Annotated in this window: 10 protein-coding genes; 9 read left to right on the top strand and 1 reads right to left on the bottom strand. The window is 37.9% G+C overall.

Going from position 1 to position 17,043, the window contains the following annotated elements; all coding sequences use genetic code 11:
• Nucleotides 1-50: 50 nt before the first annotated feature.
• From DTW91_RS03390 to DTW91_RS03350, 9 genes are all read left to right on the top strand, one after another.
• Entirely contained in the window at nucleotides 51-1,823 is a 1,773-nt protein-coding gene (locus DTW91_RS03390) for an ATP-binding protein (protein ID WP_125202011.1), read from the top strand.
• A gap of 415 nt (nucleotides 1,824-2,238) precedes the next feature.
• Nucleotides 2,239-4,311, top strand: a complete 2,073-nt coding sequence (locus DTW91_RS03385) for a class I SAM-dependent DNA methyltransferase (RefSeq protein ID WP_125202010.1) — start codon at nucleotides 2,239-2,241, stop codon at nucleotides 4,309-4,311.
• On the top strand, nucleotides 4,308-5,534 hold the full coding sequence (locus DTW91_RS03380; RefSeq protein WP_125202009.1) for a restriction endonuclease subunit S: 1,227 nt from the start codon (nucleotides 4,308-4,310) through the stop codon (nucleotides 5,532-5,534). The genes DTW91_RS03385 and DTW91_RS03380 overlap by 4 nt, the downstream gene beginning before the upstream one ends.
• Before the next feature lie 3 nt (nucleotides 5,535-5,537).
• Complete coding sequence (locus DTW91_RS03375) at nucleotides 5,538-6,113, top strand: hypothetical protein (RefSeq protein ID WP_125202008.1); 576 nt, start codon at nucleotides 5,538-5,540, stop codon at nucleotides 6,111-6,113.
• Nucleotides 6,106-7,056: a Kiwa anti-phage protein KwaB-like domain-containing protein gene (locus DTW91_RS03370; protein ID WP_185144731.1), complete on the top strand. Its 951-nt coding sequence runs from the start codon at nucleotides 6,106-6,108 to the stop codon at nucleotides 7,054-7,056. Before DTW91_RS03375 ends, DTW91_RS03370 begins: the two co-directional genes overlap by 8 nt.
• A gap of 2 nt (nucleotides 7,057-7,058) precedes the next feature.
• Nucleotides 7,059-9,074 (top strand): RecQ family ATP-dependent DNA helicase, encoded by a 2,016-nt coding sequence (locus DTW91_RS03365; protein WP_125202006.1) that lies wholly within the window; start codon nucleotides 7,059-7,061, stop codon nucleotides 9,072-9,074.
• 10 nt (nucleotides 9,075-9,084) lie between these two features.
• A complete protein-coding gene (locus DTW91_RS03360) occupies nucleotides 9,085-10,257 on the top strand; it encodes a DNA-processing protein DprA (protein WP_125202005.1) in 1,173 nt (390 codons plus the stop codon).
• Nucleotide 10,258: 1 nt separating this feature from the next.
• A complete protein-coding gene (locus tag DTW91_RS03355) occupies nucleotides 10,259-13,498 on the top strand; it encodes a type I restriction endonuclease subunit R (RefSeq protein WP_125202004.1) in 3,240 nt (1,079 codons plus the stop codon).
• Nucleotides 13,499-13,922: 424 nt separating this feature from the next.
• Entirely contained in the window at nucleotides 13,923-14,639 is a 717-nt protein-coding gene (locus DTW91_RS03350; RefSeq protein ID WP_125202003.1) for a C40 family peptidase, read from the top strand.
• Between the two features lie 89 nt (nucleotides 14,640-14,728).
• Here DTW91_RS03350 and DTW91_RS03345 read toward each other — a convergent pair whose 3' ends face one another.
• Nucleotides 14,729-16,936 (bottom strand): TonB-dependent receptor plug domain-containing protein, encoded by a 2,208-nt coding sequence (locus DTW91_RS03345; protein WP_410493719.1) that lies wholly within the window; start codon nucleotides 16,934-16,936, stop codon nucleotides 14,729-14,731.
• Nucleotides 16,937-17,043 lie beyond the last annotated feature (107 nt).

Here is a 17,043-nt window from a genome sequence, read left to right as displayed (position 1 = left end):
TCGCCAAGCCCCGAAACGTTAGCGGTAATTTAACCTCAGAATAGACATTTATGTTAAAGATCGACATTAAAAAAGAATATAAATCAATTGCTCCTTGTACTTTTGAATTACCTTGTTTTTCAGTATTGACAGGTTTAAATGGTAGTGGAAAATCTCACTTATTAGAAGCTATATTTAATCAAAGCCAAAATACCGTACATAAGGACGGCGTACTTGTCAAAAATATATTATATATTCAATTCAATGGTTTAAATCCTAAAATTGAAGAAAATTGTGACCCTGTAACAATTACAACTTTCGTAAAAGACTTTTATCAAAAGTTTAAGAACGCATTAAATAATTCTAATTACCAAAATAATAAAAATAAAGGTACATTTTTACAAACTTTTTACAACCCGAATGAAATGCGTATAGCTACAAAATTCGTAGATAAAATTGATATTCCTTTTGATGAAGTTGACGAAAATTATTTAATTGACATTTTCGATACGTCAATGATGTCTCAAGATGATTTTTTTACGGGGCAATTCGCATTAATTTTCAAAAATTATCATAAACTTTTAGAAGAAAACAAAATAAATAAGTATTATAAAGACCAAGGTCATACCGACATTTCTCATATTTATTCTGAAGAAGAGTTCAATCAAAAATACGGAATACCACCTTGGGAATTTGTAAATAGTATTTTAGAAAGTATTAATGTTCCGTATAGAGTTAATTCTCCTTTAGGTACAAGAATGGATGCTTCATATACTTTTAAATTAATTAGTATTGATGGTACTTATAATATTTCACCTCAAGATTTATCAACAGGAGAAAAAGTTTTAATGTCATTAGCTTTAGCAATATATAACTCTAATGGAAAAATTAATAAACCAGACTTATTACTAATTGATGAACCTGATGCACCGCTCCATCCATCGATGTCAAAAAAAATGGTTGAAATTCTAAAAGAAAAAATAGTTGAATTATCAAATATACCTATAATTATTACTTCACATTCTCCAACAACTATAATTTGTTGTGATGGGTCAGCAGTTTACAAAATGGAACGAGGAGTTTCAACTCCCATAAAAACGTCAATACAAGACGCCATCGAAACTCTTTCATCAGATATCCCATTTTTAAAAATTTCAAATGATAATAGAAGACAAGTTTTTGTGGAAAGTAAATACGATGTAAAATATTATGAATTAATAACAAATATCTTAAATCGAATAGCTACAATGCAATCAGAACCTATTTACATTCCTGCTAGAACAAGTACTGGTTCAAATTGTACTGATGTAATAAATGTTGTAAATAATCTCTTTGATAATGGAAATGAACAAGTCTATGGAATAATTGATTGGGACACAACTAACATATCACTAAACAGGATAATAGTTTTAGGAGAAAACGAAAGATATAATATTGAAAATTATATACTTGACCCTTTATTAATGGGCTTGTTTTTTCTACGAGAAGCTAAAATTACATATCAAGAAATGGGATTAAATGGCTATAGTTCTTATGCCGATTTACAATCATTAAAAAATGATGATTGCCAAATAATCATTGATTTTGTTTTAACTAAACTTGGAATAGATTTGTCAAATAAAACTAATTACTTTACACATAACGAAACTGAATTATCAATATGCTTAGATTTCAATATTTATCAAGGACACGACTTAGAAACATTATACAAAAGTAAATTTCCATTCCTACATGTTTATCAAAGAGAAGATACTTTAAAAGCTGAAGTAATTAATAAAATTATAAACGATTTTCCGTATTTAGCACCGAAAGAATTATACCAAACAATTCTGAAAATAAAATAAACTACAGCTAACACACGCTACAAGCAATTTGGGCATTTGGCTTAATTGAAAGATTGGTTTGTATTTGGAAGATTTGGCAAATCCGAAAGATAACGCTGATTTAATCCCAAACTGCTTGTAGCGCGAGAACGTTACCGGCAAGCCTAAAGAACGACAAAACAAAAATGAACGACAGAAATAAACATAAAGTAACGGGACAAATGAAACAACAGACAGCCGACACAAAAGCCAACGCTTCTGTATTTTATTTTTCCTCACCGCATATTTTTTAAAAACAATTTTAGCCAGCTCGCAAATGGCACATTTGGTTTTGCCCGCCAGAAGCAAAACCTTTTGCAAATCAAAAGAGCCATTTTTGCCAACGCACCGATAAGATGATAAATTTGACATATTAACAAGATACTGAAACCATTAAATGCAAGGAAAACAACTTAGAAAATTAGAAGCTGAGCTATGGAGAGCGGCCGACCAGTTAAGAGCAAATAGCAAACTGACAGCATCGGAATATTCGATGCCTGTTCTCGGATTGATTTTTTTGAGACATGCTTACAACCGTTTTCAGAAAGTAAAAATTGAAGTTGAAAAAACCTTGCCTTCGCATCCTCAAAGGGGCAAACGACCTTTAACCAAAAAGGACTTTGAAGAACAAAACTCAATGTTTCTGCCCGACAAGGCTCAGTTTGATTATTTGGTTTCACTGCCCGAAAGTGCCGACATAGGCGAAGCCATTGACAACGCAATGAAACTGATTGAGGACGAATACGACAACCTCAAAGGCGTATTGCCAAAAAATTTCTCCATTTTCAGCAAAGACTTGTTGCGTGAACTGCTCCGCATTTTCAATAAAGAAGTATTGCAAAAAGCCGAAGGCGATTTGTTCGGGAAGATTTATGAATACTTCCTCAACAAATTTGCGATGACAGGTGCTCAAGAAGGCGGAGAGTTTTTTACGCCTATGAGTTTGGTGCAAACCATTGTAAACGTCATTGAACCCGACCACGGCATTGTGTTTGACCCTGCCTGCGGTAGTGCGGGTATGTTTGTGCAAACGGGTTATTTTATAGAAAGCGAAGGACTGAAACCTGCCGAAAAGGTTACCTTTTACGGACAGGAAAAAGCCGAACTCAATACCAAACTGGCAAAGATGAACCTTACCGTACACGGATTGGAAGGCAACATCCAGGAAGGAAACACTTTTTACGAAGACAAACACAACCTCGTGGGAGGAGCTGACTTTGTAATGGCAAACCCACCGTTTAATGTCGATGGCGTGGACAAATCCAAAGATGCAGTAAAAAAAGACCCTCGTTTGATGATAGACGGCAAAGTAAACTTGCCGAAAAACGATAACGCCAATTATTTGTGGATTCAATATTTCTATAACTATCTAAAACCAACAGGAAGGGCCGGTTTTGTAATGGCTTCGTCTGCCAGCGATGCCGGGCATAGTGAAAAAGACATTCGGGAAAAGCTGGTAAAAACCGGTGCAGTAGATGTGATGATGGCTATTGGCAACAACTTTTTCTATACCCGTACATTGCCTTGTACGCTGTGGTTTTTCGACAGAGCAAAAGAACAAGATATTGAAAGAAAAGACAAAGTGCTGATGCTCGATGCCCGAAAAATTTACCGCAAAGTAACCAGTAAGGTAAACGACTTTAGCCCCGAGCAATTGCAAAACCTTGTTTGCATTGTAAACCTGTACAGAGGCAACACCGAAAAGTTTGAAAGCACCGTAAAAGGCTATTTACAAACTTCTGCCGACTTAGCCGCAGCAACAGCCGAAGCCACCACCGAACTGCAAAAGCAATTGCAGAAAGTATTGAAAACCGTTAGCGACTTTGCTACCAAATACGCCAAAGAAAATAAAGAAGCAAAGGCGTTTGTAGATGCTTTGAACATTGAAGAAACCGCAAGCATTTACGAACAACAAAACAAGTTGATAGCAGAAGCGAAGAAAGCAAAGGCCGACATCAATATTTTAGAAAGCATTGCCCACTTGTGCAAAACGCTACGCAAACCACAAGACAAACTGATTAAACAGTTGCTGGATGCCATAAGCACAGCTGCCAAAGAATACCAACTGAGCAAAAATAAAGACTGGAAAGAGCTTAACCTGAAAGAACAACTCGACCAACTAAAAGCCCTGCAACAGAAACTCAGCGGCAACCCCGATGAAGAAGAACCCGGTTTGCTGCACGAAACCGAATATTTCTACAAACAGGCCCATTGGCTTACAAGCCGTTTCCCCGATGGCGTTTATACCGATGTGGAAGGTTTGTGCAAAGTTGTAACCCAAAAGGAAATAGAAGCCAAAGATTGGAGCCTAAGCCCGGGCAGATATGTAGGCGTGGACACCGCTACTGATGATGACTTTGACTACGAAGAACGCCTGAACGAAATACATATTGAGTTGGACGGACTGAACGAAGAAGCCATTGCATTGGCAAAAACCATTTCTGAAAACTTTAAAGAGTTGGCGATATGAAGTGGGAGAAAGTTGAAATAGGAAAGGTTTCAAAAGTGATTTCAGGTTTTGCTTTTAAGTCGAAAGATTTTCAGCCTATTGGGACTCCTATTGTCAAAATAAAAAGTATAAAGGATGAAAATATTGTATTGGATGAAGGTGATTGCGTTGATTCAGCTATTGAACTTCCTTTAAGATTTCATTTAAGCAAAGGTGATATTTTAATTTCACTCACAGGCTCGCATATTACTCTACCGTCATCTGTTGTTGGACGAGTTGCAAGATATAGACACGAAATAAATTCATATCTAAATCAGCGAGCAGGAAAGTTCATCAACATTGATAATGAAAGATGTCATAAGGACTATTTGTTCTACTTTCTTTTACAAAAAGAAACATTAACCAAAATTGCAAATAAGGCACAAGGAGCAGCGAATCAGGCAAACATTAGCCCTGGTGATGTTGAAGGGGTTGAAATTAATCTTCCCCCACTCCCCACCCAACGCAAAATCGCATCCATTTTATCAGCTTATGATGATTTGATAGAGAATAATTTGAAGCGGATAAAGTTGCTGGAGGAGAAGGCGTTTTTGAGGTATAAATCAGAATTTGATTTTTTCAAGCCTTCAAATGAAATCAATAAAATTCCAGAAGGTTGGTCTGTTAAACGGGCAGATGAGATTTTCAAAATTAACATTGGCAAAACACCACCAAGAGAACAGTCGGAATGGTTCAATGATGATGATTCAAAAGTTAAATGGGTTTCGATAAAAGACATTAACAATTCAACGGTCTTTGCCTTTGAAACAAGTGAAACCGTGACTGAAATGGCAGTGAGCAAATTCAATATGAATGTTGCAAAAGCACATACAGTTTTGTTGAGTTTCAAACTTACAGTTGGAAAAGTTGCAATTACAACTGAGGATATGACAACCAATGAAGCGATTGCTCATTTCAAAATTGAAGATGAAAATCAAATGTGTTCTGAATACATATATTTCTACCTAAAGAACTTCCCTTATGATTCATTGGGTAGCACATCTTCAATTGGAACAGCGATAAATTCAAAAGTTGTTAAAGCTATGCCTGTATTGTTGCCGCCTAAAAAGGTTATCAATGATTATAAGAAAGATGTTGAAAATGATTTCAACCTAATTCAGAACCTTTTGAAACAAAACACCAAACTCAGAGAGGCACGGGATATTTTATTACCTAAATTAATGAACCAACAAATAGGAGTTTAAACTATGGCTTGGCTACTGTATTTCATATCGTTAATTCCTTTGTTCGGGTACTTATTTATAAAGTACTTCGACAAGGCTGTTTTTACTTTAATAAATCAAGGACAGTTTGATAAAATCACCTGTGGTCAATATGCTTTTATTGTTTCACTCATCCTTTTTATAATTAGCGTATTGCTCATTTGTATTTTAAAATATCGTTCACGAAAGAACTTTGAAATACATGGCGCAAAAATAACATCAGCACCACAAAATATAAATCATGAGCTTATTGGAGTTCTTTCTGCTGTTGTTCTACCTTTTTTAACTGTAAATTTCAATACCACAAATGAAATATTTGCCAGTCTTTTCATGCTACTAATCATAGGCGTAATTACAACGCGGAGTACTATTTATTATAAAAACCCTGTATTGGCAATTCTAAAACTCAAAATCTATCAAATTGAAATCGAACATAAAGAATTTAAAGAAAATAAAACCGTAAATGTTATTTCATTCTACACACTTCAAGTAAATGATTCATTGTACTTAAAGGAAATGGGCGATAATGCTTACTATGCAAAAAAGACAGGCAATGGATAAAAACGAATTACTTCAAAAAGTCGCCTTTTTAAAGGACAAAGACAAAGTGGCTGCAAAGCTTTATTTCCATTATAACGATGGTAAAGATGATTTTTTGCTTGAAGCTCCAACGAATAACGCCACAGTTGACCAGAAAATATCGGGCATTTACACCGATAGCGTAGTTTTGAAGTTCAACGAAAATCGTAGTTTCCAATTACTTGATATTTCTAATGTAGAGGAGTTTGATACTACTGCTACACACTATTATTACGATAAAGATTATCCTGATGATTTGGCTTTTCTGTTTATGCACAAACAAGGAAAATTTATTTTTAAAAATCATCCTTATGCCAATATTAAAGGGTATTTAATCAATTTGACTTACGGCAAAGATTCAATCTCACTATATAAATACAGACACAATTTCGATATTCATATTAAGCCTACCTTATTAACATTGATAAGGGTTGACAATGAATTAGTTTCGCCTTCAAATGAATCTATTATCATTAACGAAAAATTTGATTATGCAATCATTAATGAATATTTAATCGCAATGAGTCTTTCGACTTTGGAGCGAAAAATAAAATTTGATGAAAGGGTCAATCGTCAATCTGAAGAAGTAATTCAATCAATAAAAGATAACGAGGTTCAAATAGTTGAAGGTTTTGATAAGTTAACAGAGTTTTTAAAGGATGATTTTGGCTTTGCTAAAAAATTGAAGTCAATTGATTTTAATGGTTTATTGTGGACAACTCCTTTCAATGATGTTAAATCACAAATTGAATCAAGGTCAAAGCTGAGCAAGTATTTAAAATTCAATAAAAAAGGAGACAAATTTTATATAAGTAGTAAACAGGCAGCAAGAATTTTCTTCAAATTGTGTAACAATGAGGTAATGGAATCGGTGTTAAATGGAGATGTTCATTTAGTTGGCGATGTTGAATCAATAGACGAATAGTTATGACACGTCAAGAAGCCGAAATACAATTACAAAAGCTGTTTGGGTTCAAGCAGTTTCACGATTTGCAATGGCAAGTGATTGAAAACTTACTTGCAGGCAGGCGTGTGTTGTTTATTGAAAAAACTGGTTTTGGAAAATCATTGTGCTTTCAGTTTCCTGCCACCCAATTGCAAGGTGTTACGATTGTTTTTTCTCCCCTTATTGCTTTAATGCGTGACCAGGTGCGAAGCATGCAAGAGAAAGGCATTCGTGCTTCTGCTATCAATTCCAGTCAGGAAGATTTAGAAAATGCCACCATCATTGCTAAGGCACAAAATAACGAACTGGATATTCTTTACATCGCTCCTGAACGTATGGAGAATGCAACTTGGATAACTGCTGCACGGGAAATGAAAATTGCAATGGTGGTAATTGACGAAGCCCATTGTATATCAATGTGGGGGCAAAGTTTTCGACCCAATTACCGAAGAATTGTAAACCTTGTAAGGTTATTGCCAAAGAATTTTCCGGTATTGGCAACTACAGCAACGGCTACGCCAAGGGTTCAGGAAGATATAATTGAACAGGTTGGAACTGATTTAATTCCAATTAGGGGACAATTGTTGCGATCAAACATACGCTTGTTTGTAGTAACAGTGCAAAGTGAAGATGAGAAATTCTTTTGGCTTGCGGAGTATTTGCCTAAATTGAAAAAGACGGGCATTGTGTACACAGGAACTCAGGCCAACACCGATATTTTTTCAAACTGGCTTCAGTTTTTGAAATTCAATTCTGCGGCATACAGCGGTCGTTTAGATGCAGAAAGCCGAATGCGGGTAGAATCTGATTTTATCAACAACAAATACGATTGCGTGGTTTCCACCAATGCACTGGGCATGGGCATTGATAAACCCGATATTAGATTTATCATTCATACCCAAATTCCACAGTCGCCTATTCACTATTATCAGGAAATTGGTCGTTCGGGCAGAGATGGTCAGGAAGCCTTTGCCATCTTGTTGTACAATCCAAACGCGGACCAAGAATTACCGAGAAGTTTTATAGATGGAAGCAAGCCTTCGGTATCAAAATACGAAAAGGTAATTGCAGTGACTAAAAAATCTTTGTTAGGCAGAAATGAAATCATCAAAGCTACAAATTTAAAACAAACACAGGTAAGCGTAATTCTGGCGGATTTAATTGACCAAAAAATCATCAATGAGCAAATTGTTGATAAAAGTAAAAAGTATTTCTTCAACCCAGATGCGCCAGCGTTAGACCCTTCGGCATTTGAAACATTGAGAAATGCGCAGAATCAGGAGTTGGACAGGATGCTCGAATACACAGGTATTACTTCCTGTCGGATGCAGTATTTATGCAATTATTTGGGTGATGAAAGGCAAAGTACTTGTGGTGTTTGTGATATTGATGCATGTCAGCATATGCGTGTAGTAGTATCAGATGCTATGAAACAGAAATTACAAGAATTCAGGGAAACATTTTTTCCTGTTTTAGAAGTAGAAACCCAGCGTAGCAATATCATTAATGGTGTGGCAGCTTCCTATTACGGTGTTTCTAATGTAGGTGCTGCATTGCGACATTCCAAATACGAAGGTGGTGGAGATTTTCCCGATTGGCTTTTACGCTTAACATTAAAAGCTTATAGAAAATACTATGGAGACCCAAAGATTGATTTGATTGTATATGTTCCACCAACCGAATCAGGAGATTTAGTGAAAAACTTTGCAGAGAAAGTATCTTCGGTTCTAAATATTCCGATTTCTCATAAATTAGTTAAATCTTCTGCAACAGAGCCTCAAAAGGTTTTTCAAAGTGGCATATCAAAAAAAGACAATGTGCATGGAAAATTTATATATCAAAATCCTGAGGAAATTGTTGGGAAAAGTATTTTATTAGTAGATGATATTTTCGATAGTGGTTATACTATCAAGGAAATAGGCCAATATTTAACAAACATAGGAGCAATACAGATCGCTCCTTTAGTAATTGCAAGAACCGTAGGTGGTGATATTTAAAAAAATTGAAATGAACGAATACATTGACAAAACATATTGGATTGCGGTAGCTCATCTACCCAAGTGGAATGCAGAAAGAACAAACCGCTTTATTATTCAGATAATCCACGAAAATAAAATATCGTGGGCTGATTTTTTTGAACTGGATAAAAAGGGTTGGAAGGAATTATTTGCCTTTACTGAAAAGGAATTGACGGACTTGGAATATGCCAAGAATGATATGCCCCGCCTTGCATTTATAGCTGAACAGTTGCAAAACGAGGGCTTCCAAATCATCCCTATTAATTCGCCTGATTATCCAGTTGTGTTGAAGGAAAATTTGAAAATCAAAAGTTCACCGCCTGTTTTGTATATCAAAGGCAGAAAAAGTTTGCTTCAGGAAGATGCAGTGGCCATTGTAGGCTCAAGAAAAGCTGGTGCAAAGGCACTTGAATTTACAGACTATGTTGCTAAAAAAAGTGTGAAAGAATTTAAAGTTGTTGTAAGCGGGTTTGCCAAAGGAGTTGACAAACAAGCATTGGACAGCACTATTGAAGCCAATGGGAAAAGCATTATTGTTTTACCACAAGGAATTCTAACGTTCCAGTCTGGCTTTAAAAAATATTACGAACCCATTGTAAATGGGAATGTTTTAGTATTAAGTACATTTTTTCCAAAAGCAGGATGGGATGTTAGCTTGGCAATGGCAAGAAATGCTTATATATACGGATTGGCAAAGGAAATATACGTTGCAGAATCAGACAGTAAGGGCGGTACTTGGGAAGGTGCTATGGATGGATTGAAACGACAACGTAAAATTTATGTCAGATATCCTGAATCAAAGGAAAAGAATGCTAATTTAAAATTGGTTGAATTAGGTGCATTGTCTGTAAACATGGATGGAGAAATTGTAGATTCAAAGGTGATACCCTCAAAGGAGTTATTTGAAGCCGCGACTAAAAATGAAGTGAGCGAACCATCAGCAACTTATGAAGCTGGTAAACAAAATATTGAAAAAGACATACTTGAATTATTAAACAAAGGCACATACACAACTAAGGAAATTTTACTGGTATTGAAATTAGATTGGGATAGCAGAAAACTAACAAGTTTTTTAAAGAAGAACCCAAATGTAAAAGCAATAGCAGGAAAACCAGCAAAGTTCACCCGAAATGATGTGATATCACCTTCTTTATTTGGATAACATGACTTGGGAATACTCAGAAGATCATTTAATAGAACAAACTGCGATTGATTTATTTTTCAATCAGTTGGGTTGGGATACGCTATTGGCTTACAACAAAGAAAGCTTTGGCGAAGGCAGCACTTTGGGCAGATTAAACAAAAAAGAAGTTGTGCTGAAACGAATTTTCTTTGAAAAATTGAAACAGTTTAATCCCAACTTGCCAGAGCAAGCCTACAATCAGGCATACGAAAAACTCACTGAGGAAAGCATCACCAAGTCGTTAGCTGAAATTAATTATGAGAAACATCAATTATTAAGAAACGGCATTCCTGTTGATTTTATAGATACAGAGGGCAACCTCAAGGGATTGCCGAAACATAAAACGCTAAGGATTTTTGATTTTGACAATGCCGACAACAACAACTTTTTAGCCGTTCGCCAACTGTGGGTTCAGGGCAAAAGCAACCGAGAACGCAGACCAGATATTATAGGTTTTGTAAATGGGATTCCGCTGCTGTTCATAGAACTAAAAGCAGCTCACCGCCAATTAGAAAACGCGTACAACGATAATTTAACCGACTATAAAGATGTCATTCCAAAACTATTTTATTACAACGCTTTTGTAATATTGAGCAACGGAATAGAAAGCCGCATTGGAAGCGTTACCGGCAAATACCAGCACTTTCACGAATGGAAACGCATAACAGAGGAAGACGAAGGCATTGTGGCACTAGATAGAATAATTGTAGGCGTTTGCGAGAAGAAACGCTTTTTAGATTTATTCGAGAACTTTATTCTGTTTGATAATTCATTGGGCAAAGTGGCAAAACTTATTGCCCGAAACCATCAGTTTATTGGCGTAAACAAAGCAATTGAAAACATACAGCACAAAGAAGAACTCTACAAATTGGGTAAAATCAGTTTGGAAGAAAAACAAAAACTCGGGGTGTTTTGGCATACGCAGGGTAGCGGAAAATCTTACTCAATGGTTTTCTTCTGCCAAAAAATCCACCATAAGTTTACAGGCAGTTATACCTTCTTAATTGTTACCGACCGAAACGAATTAGACAACCAGATTTACGGAACTTTCAGCGGAGTGGGTGCAGTGCCACAAATAAAAGCAGGCACTAAAGATTCATTGAAAGCCAGCAGCGGAAAGCATTTGAGAGAATTACTCGGTGGCGAGCACCGCTATTTGTTTACACTCATTCATAAATTCAACTTTGAAGAAGAAATAACCAAGCGGGATAATATCATTGTTATTTCTGATGAAGCACACCGAACACAAGGCGGAAACTTAGCAATGAACTTGCGAAATGCTTTGCCAAACGCTTCCTTTATCGGGTTTACAGGAACACCACTTTTCAAAGATGATGAAATTACCAAGCGGATTTTTGGTGATTACGTATCCCGTTACGATTTCAAACGAAGTGTGGATGATGGTGCAACCGTTCCACTTTACTACGAAAACAGAGGCGAGTATTTAGGATTAAAAAACCCTGTCATCAATGAGCAAATACGAGCCGTAATAGATGCCGAAAGCGAAGATTTGGACAGTGACCAACGTAGCAGGGTTAAACAACTTTTTGCACGAGAATATCCAATACTTACCGCTAAGAAACGATTAGATGCCATTGCCAAAGACGTAGTATGGCATTTCTGCAACCGTGGCTACAAAGGCAAAGGAATGTTTATCGCATTGGATAAACTCACTGCCGTGAGAATGTATGATTTAATCACGCACCATTGGAAACTGACCGTTGAGCAATTGGAAAAAGAAATTTCGAAAGGAAAATATGGCGACCAGGAACTTTTGGAGAAAAGCCGAGAATTGCAATGGATAAAGGAAACGGAAATCTGTGTTGTTGTTAGTTCAGAGCAAAACGAAATTCAAAAGTTTCAGAAATGGGATTTAGACATTGAACCACACCGTGAAAAAATGAATACGCAAGACCTTGAAACAAGGTTTAAAGATGAAGATGACCCTTTCCGTTTTGTAATTGTTTGTGCCATGTGGATTACAGGTTTTGATGTGCCTACCCTTTCTACATTGTATTTAGACAAGCCGTTGAAATCCCATACATTGATGCAAGCCATTGCAAGAGCCAACCGAATCAGCGAAGGCAAAAACAACGGTTTGATTGTGGATTATATTGAAACTTATACTGCCTTACTGGATGCTTTGGCAATGTATGGTTCTGGTGGTGATGAAGGTAGTAACGGTGGTGGCGAAACACCCGAACCACCCGTAAAGCCAAAGGAAGAACTTATCAGGCAATTGGAAGAAGCTTTAGAAGCCACCGAAACCTTTTTGCAAGACGAAGTAAATTTCGATTTACAGGAACTCATCAAGGCAGACGGTTTGCACAAATTGGCTGCAATGGAAAAAGCCGTAAATGCTGTTTACACAAATGACGAAACCAAACAAAAATTTCAGCTTTTGGCAAGAGAGGTTTTTAAGAAATATAAAGCCCTTCAACCCGACAAAGTATTAAATCAATATGCACCGAGAAAGAACGCCATTGATGTCATTTACACTGCAATTGAGGATAACGTAGAAAGTGCAGATGTTGCGGATATAATGAAAAAAATCCAAGCCGTTGTGGATGAATCTATAGAAAATATGGTGGCCGAACCAAGCCACAATGAGGAGAAAATCATTGACCTGAGCGGGTTGAATTTTGAATTATTGGAGCAGTACTTTTTGAAAACAAATAATAAAAACACCGTTGTTCACTCACTCAAAGACAAGATTGAAAAACAATTAAAACAAATGGTTGAACGAAATCCTTTGACTGTCGATTATTATAAACGCTATCAAGAGATTATCGAAGAATATAACAGAGGAAAAGACGATGTTGTAATCAAGGAGACTTTCAGAAAACTGATTGAACTTGTAAACGCCTATTCTAAAGAAGAAGCCGACACCAAACGAGAAGGTCTGACGGACGAGCAAAAAGCAATTTTCGATATACTTAGACAAGGCAAAAAACTTGAAGAAAAGGAAAAGAACGAAATAAAGAAAATTTCTATTGAGCTACTTGAAGAATTGAAAAAAGAAAAATTAAGAGTTGACCAATGGGCAGATAAATCAGTAACAGCAGCAGCAGTTTTCAATACAGTAAGTAAGACCTTATTTGAAACATTGCCATACCCGACTTATCATACTGATGACATTGACTTAAAAACGAACTTAGTATATGAACATTTAAAGCATCAATATTTTGGAGGAGGAATCAGTGTTTACGGATCATATTAGCCCAAGCGGTCAACCACCGTTGACCTCAACGGGAAAAGCCGAAACGACGTTGTCTAACTTACAGTTTTGTGTATATTTGTGTTGGTTCGGTATTTTTTTGGTTCGCCACTGAGAGCAAGCTGTAGAAAAGATATTGCAGGACTAAAATGGCCAAAAAACTTACCAAAATGACGGATAAAGTAAAGCTCCAGCCCCACAATGCCACATTTTTTTCCAACGCATTAACCAAAAAAGCATAAATTTGAAAATTAAGAAATCCACAATATGAGCATTGTGCAAAGCTTAACTTTAGACTAAAAAAACGAAAAACAGGTTGAAAGCCAACAAAAAGTTTTCAAAAACTAATTCAGGTAACCAATATGGTGTTGACCTCTAAAGAGTATCAAAGCCGAAACCCATTAGCACCTATTTTAAACTATTAAAAATGAACAAAGGCATTTGCAACGTTTCCATCGCACCGCTGCGGGCAGACTGCTCCGACAAAAGCGAAATCGTCACCCAGCTTCTCTATGGCGAATCTGCCGACATCATCGATGTTTCGAATAACTGGACAAGAATCCGAACGCACTACGACAACTATGAAGCGTGGATGGATACCAAACAAATCACGCCGGCTTCCGATGACTATTTGGCCTCCCGAAAGATCAATCTGATCCAAGAACCTTTCGAATCGACGATGACGGAAAGCGGGCGGACGCTCCTATCAATGGGATCGGAAGTGACCTTTGAAACCAGCTCTCCCACGCGCGGGCAAAACCTCAGCGAAAGCATAGCCAACTGCGCAAAAGAGTTTTTGAACGTGCCTTACCTCTGGGGCGGCAAAAGTTTTTTCGGAATCGACTGCAGCGGATTTACTCAAATTATCTACAAAATTCACGGCATCAAAATCCCAAGAGACACCTATCAGCAAGCAGAACTGGGCAACGTGCTGACTTTCATCGACGAAGCCAAACCGGGCGACTTGGCGTTTTTTGAAAACTCGGAAGGACGGATTATTCACGTCGGATTCATCCTGGCCGATCAAAAAATCATCCACGCACACGGAAAAGTGCGCATCGACAGTCTGGATTCCACGGGCATTTTCAACAAAGATCAGAATAAACACACGCACAAACTGCGGTTTATCCGTTCCTATTTTTAACCAATCTTTCTTTTCTTCGCACATCCACACAGCAAAAAAACTCCCAAAAAAGGAAGTTTTATTCTTTTATTTTTGAAAAATCCGGCTTGCTAAAGTTTGAATTCTATCTTAACATTGAAGAATCTTCCCGTCAACCTCACCGGAACCGGATAATACAATTGCGGCGAAGAATTGACATCGCTGATCCATTGGTTCGCAATCGTATTATTGATGTTAAAGGCGTTGAAAATCTGAACTCCTAAGCTCAGTTCCTTAAATTTGCCCCAGAAATCGCCACTCGCCTTGTTGTCTTTTTGATCGATGAAAACCTTTGTCATACCGATATCCACCCTTTTGTAAGAAGGCAAAGTTTTCTGATAACGATAAGCCGCCAAATAATCCGGCAATCCGTTGGCATCAAACAAAACCGGCGTTCCCGACGGCAATCCGCTGGCAAACGTCAAGGTCAAATTGACCCTCATACTTGGAAATTTGGGCATATAATCCTGATAGAACATAGAAAAACGGAAGCGCTGATCCGTTGGTCTCGGGATGTAGCCCATCCCATCAATATTCTGATAGACTCTCGCATAACTGGCAGAAACCCACGAATCGATTCCCGGAACAAACTGGCCAAACAAGCGGGCATCGATACCATAGGCGTAGCCCTCTGCGTTATTTTTGCCGGAATATCTTACCCGCATATTATCCAGATAATACGGGATCAGCTTATCCATCTTTTTGTAATAAGCCTCGGTGGTCAGTTTGAAATTCCGTTCTTTGAATTTGAATTCATAATCGTTGGCAAGAATGACCTGATAAGACCTTTGCGCTTTAATATCCGGGTTGAAAGCGCCCGTCAAATCTTTGATTTCTTTATAAAAAGGCGCTTGATAGTAAACCCCTCCGGCCAATCTGAAAAGCATATCCATATCCCAATCCGGCTTGATGGCAAACTGCGCTCTCGGGCTTACCAAGGTTTCCTCGTTGAAGCTCCAGTTCTGAATTCTGGCACCACCATTGATGAAAACCCTGTTGCTTCCCCAATAGAACTTTTTGGAAAACTGCGCATAAGCAGATATGCGAGTGGGATCGATGTCGTTTTGTCCGGCGATAGAATAGTTAAGGTTGAGGGCAGAAGCGTCCAGATTTCCCGGGATCACAAAATCTCTCGGATTGCTGTAGCCGATGGAATCGATAAACTGCCATTCATTGGTAAAATCTTTGATGCTTTCTCTTTCGTATTTCACGCCGACTTCGAAGTCTGTATTGACATCGGGAGAAAATCGGGTCCGGAACTGCGAACCGGCGACCCTCACCAGTAAATCGTTTCTCGCGTGGTCTATCTGTCCGCCCGCATCGTAGCCCGCAACAGGATTTCCTTCCTCATCAAAGGCTTCCAAAATATAACCCGCCGCAAGGGTGTAATATTCTCGTTCTCTGTTTTGATAGGCGAAATTATCGAGTGACAAATGCCATTTTTTGCTCGGCTTGAAGTTGACGCTCACCGTTCCCATCATATTCTTGTATTGGTCATCTTCCTGCCCATTGTAGAAAACCGTGAGTTTCAGCGGTTGGAAAAGACTTCCAAAGTCCACTTCCTTTTCTTTGGGAACCATCTCGTAATCATTTTTGGCATAATATCCCAGGAATGAAACGGACCATTTGTCGTTGAACTGATAATTGAGATAAGTCTGCACATCGCCATAGCGTGGGTTAAAATCGGTATCTTCGTTCAAAGTATTGAGAACCAGATTGGTATTGCGATATCGCCCCGAAATTAATCCTGTAAATTTTTTGTTTTTGGAGGCAAATCCACCCGTCAATCTTCCGCCGATTAAACTGGCCTCGCCGGAAAGCTCCATATTTTCAGGCTGGCGGTAGTAGATATTGAGTGCAGACGACATTTTGTCGCCATATCGCGGCTCGAAACCACCGGCAGAAAAGTTGATCGTCGAAACCATATCTGGATTGATGATGCTCATCCCTTCCTGCAAAGAATTTCTGATCAAAAACGGTCTATAAAGCTCGATATCATTGATGTAAATCAGATTCTCGTCGTAGCTACCGCCTCTCACCATATATTGCGAACTCAGCTCTGCATTGGAGTTTACAGACGGCAAGCTTTTCAAAAGACCTTCTACGCCGCCTGCTAATGAGGCCACTTCTTTGGCTTCCTTGGCAGAGATTTCTACGGAAGTGATATCGTTGGTCTTGAATCTCGCCCTTTTCTGAAAAACAACTTCTTGAATCTCGTTCTCCTTGCCAGAGGGCAGAAAAAGCACATTCACATTCTGCGTTTTCGGCGTCGTTTTAATGACCTTTGAAAACCCTTTGAAGTTTCCTTTGGAGACCGTCAAGGTTTGCTCCGAATCAGCAATGGGGATTTTGACATAGCCGTTTTTGTCGGTTTGGTATGTTTGGT

Origin of the sequence: Chryseobacterium sp. SC28 (assembly GCF_003932955.1) — a bacterium.
Lineage (GTDB): Bacteria > Bacteroidota > Bacteroidia > Flavobacteriales > Weeksellaceae > Epilithonimonas.
Note: the sequence above shows the minus strand (reverse complement) of the source record. Positions and strands in the feature narration are given on the sequence as shown.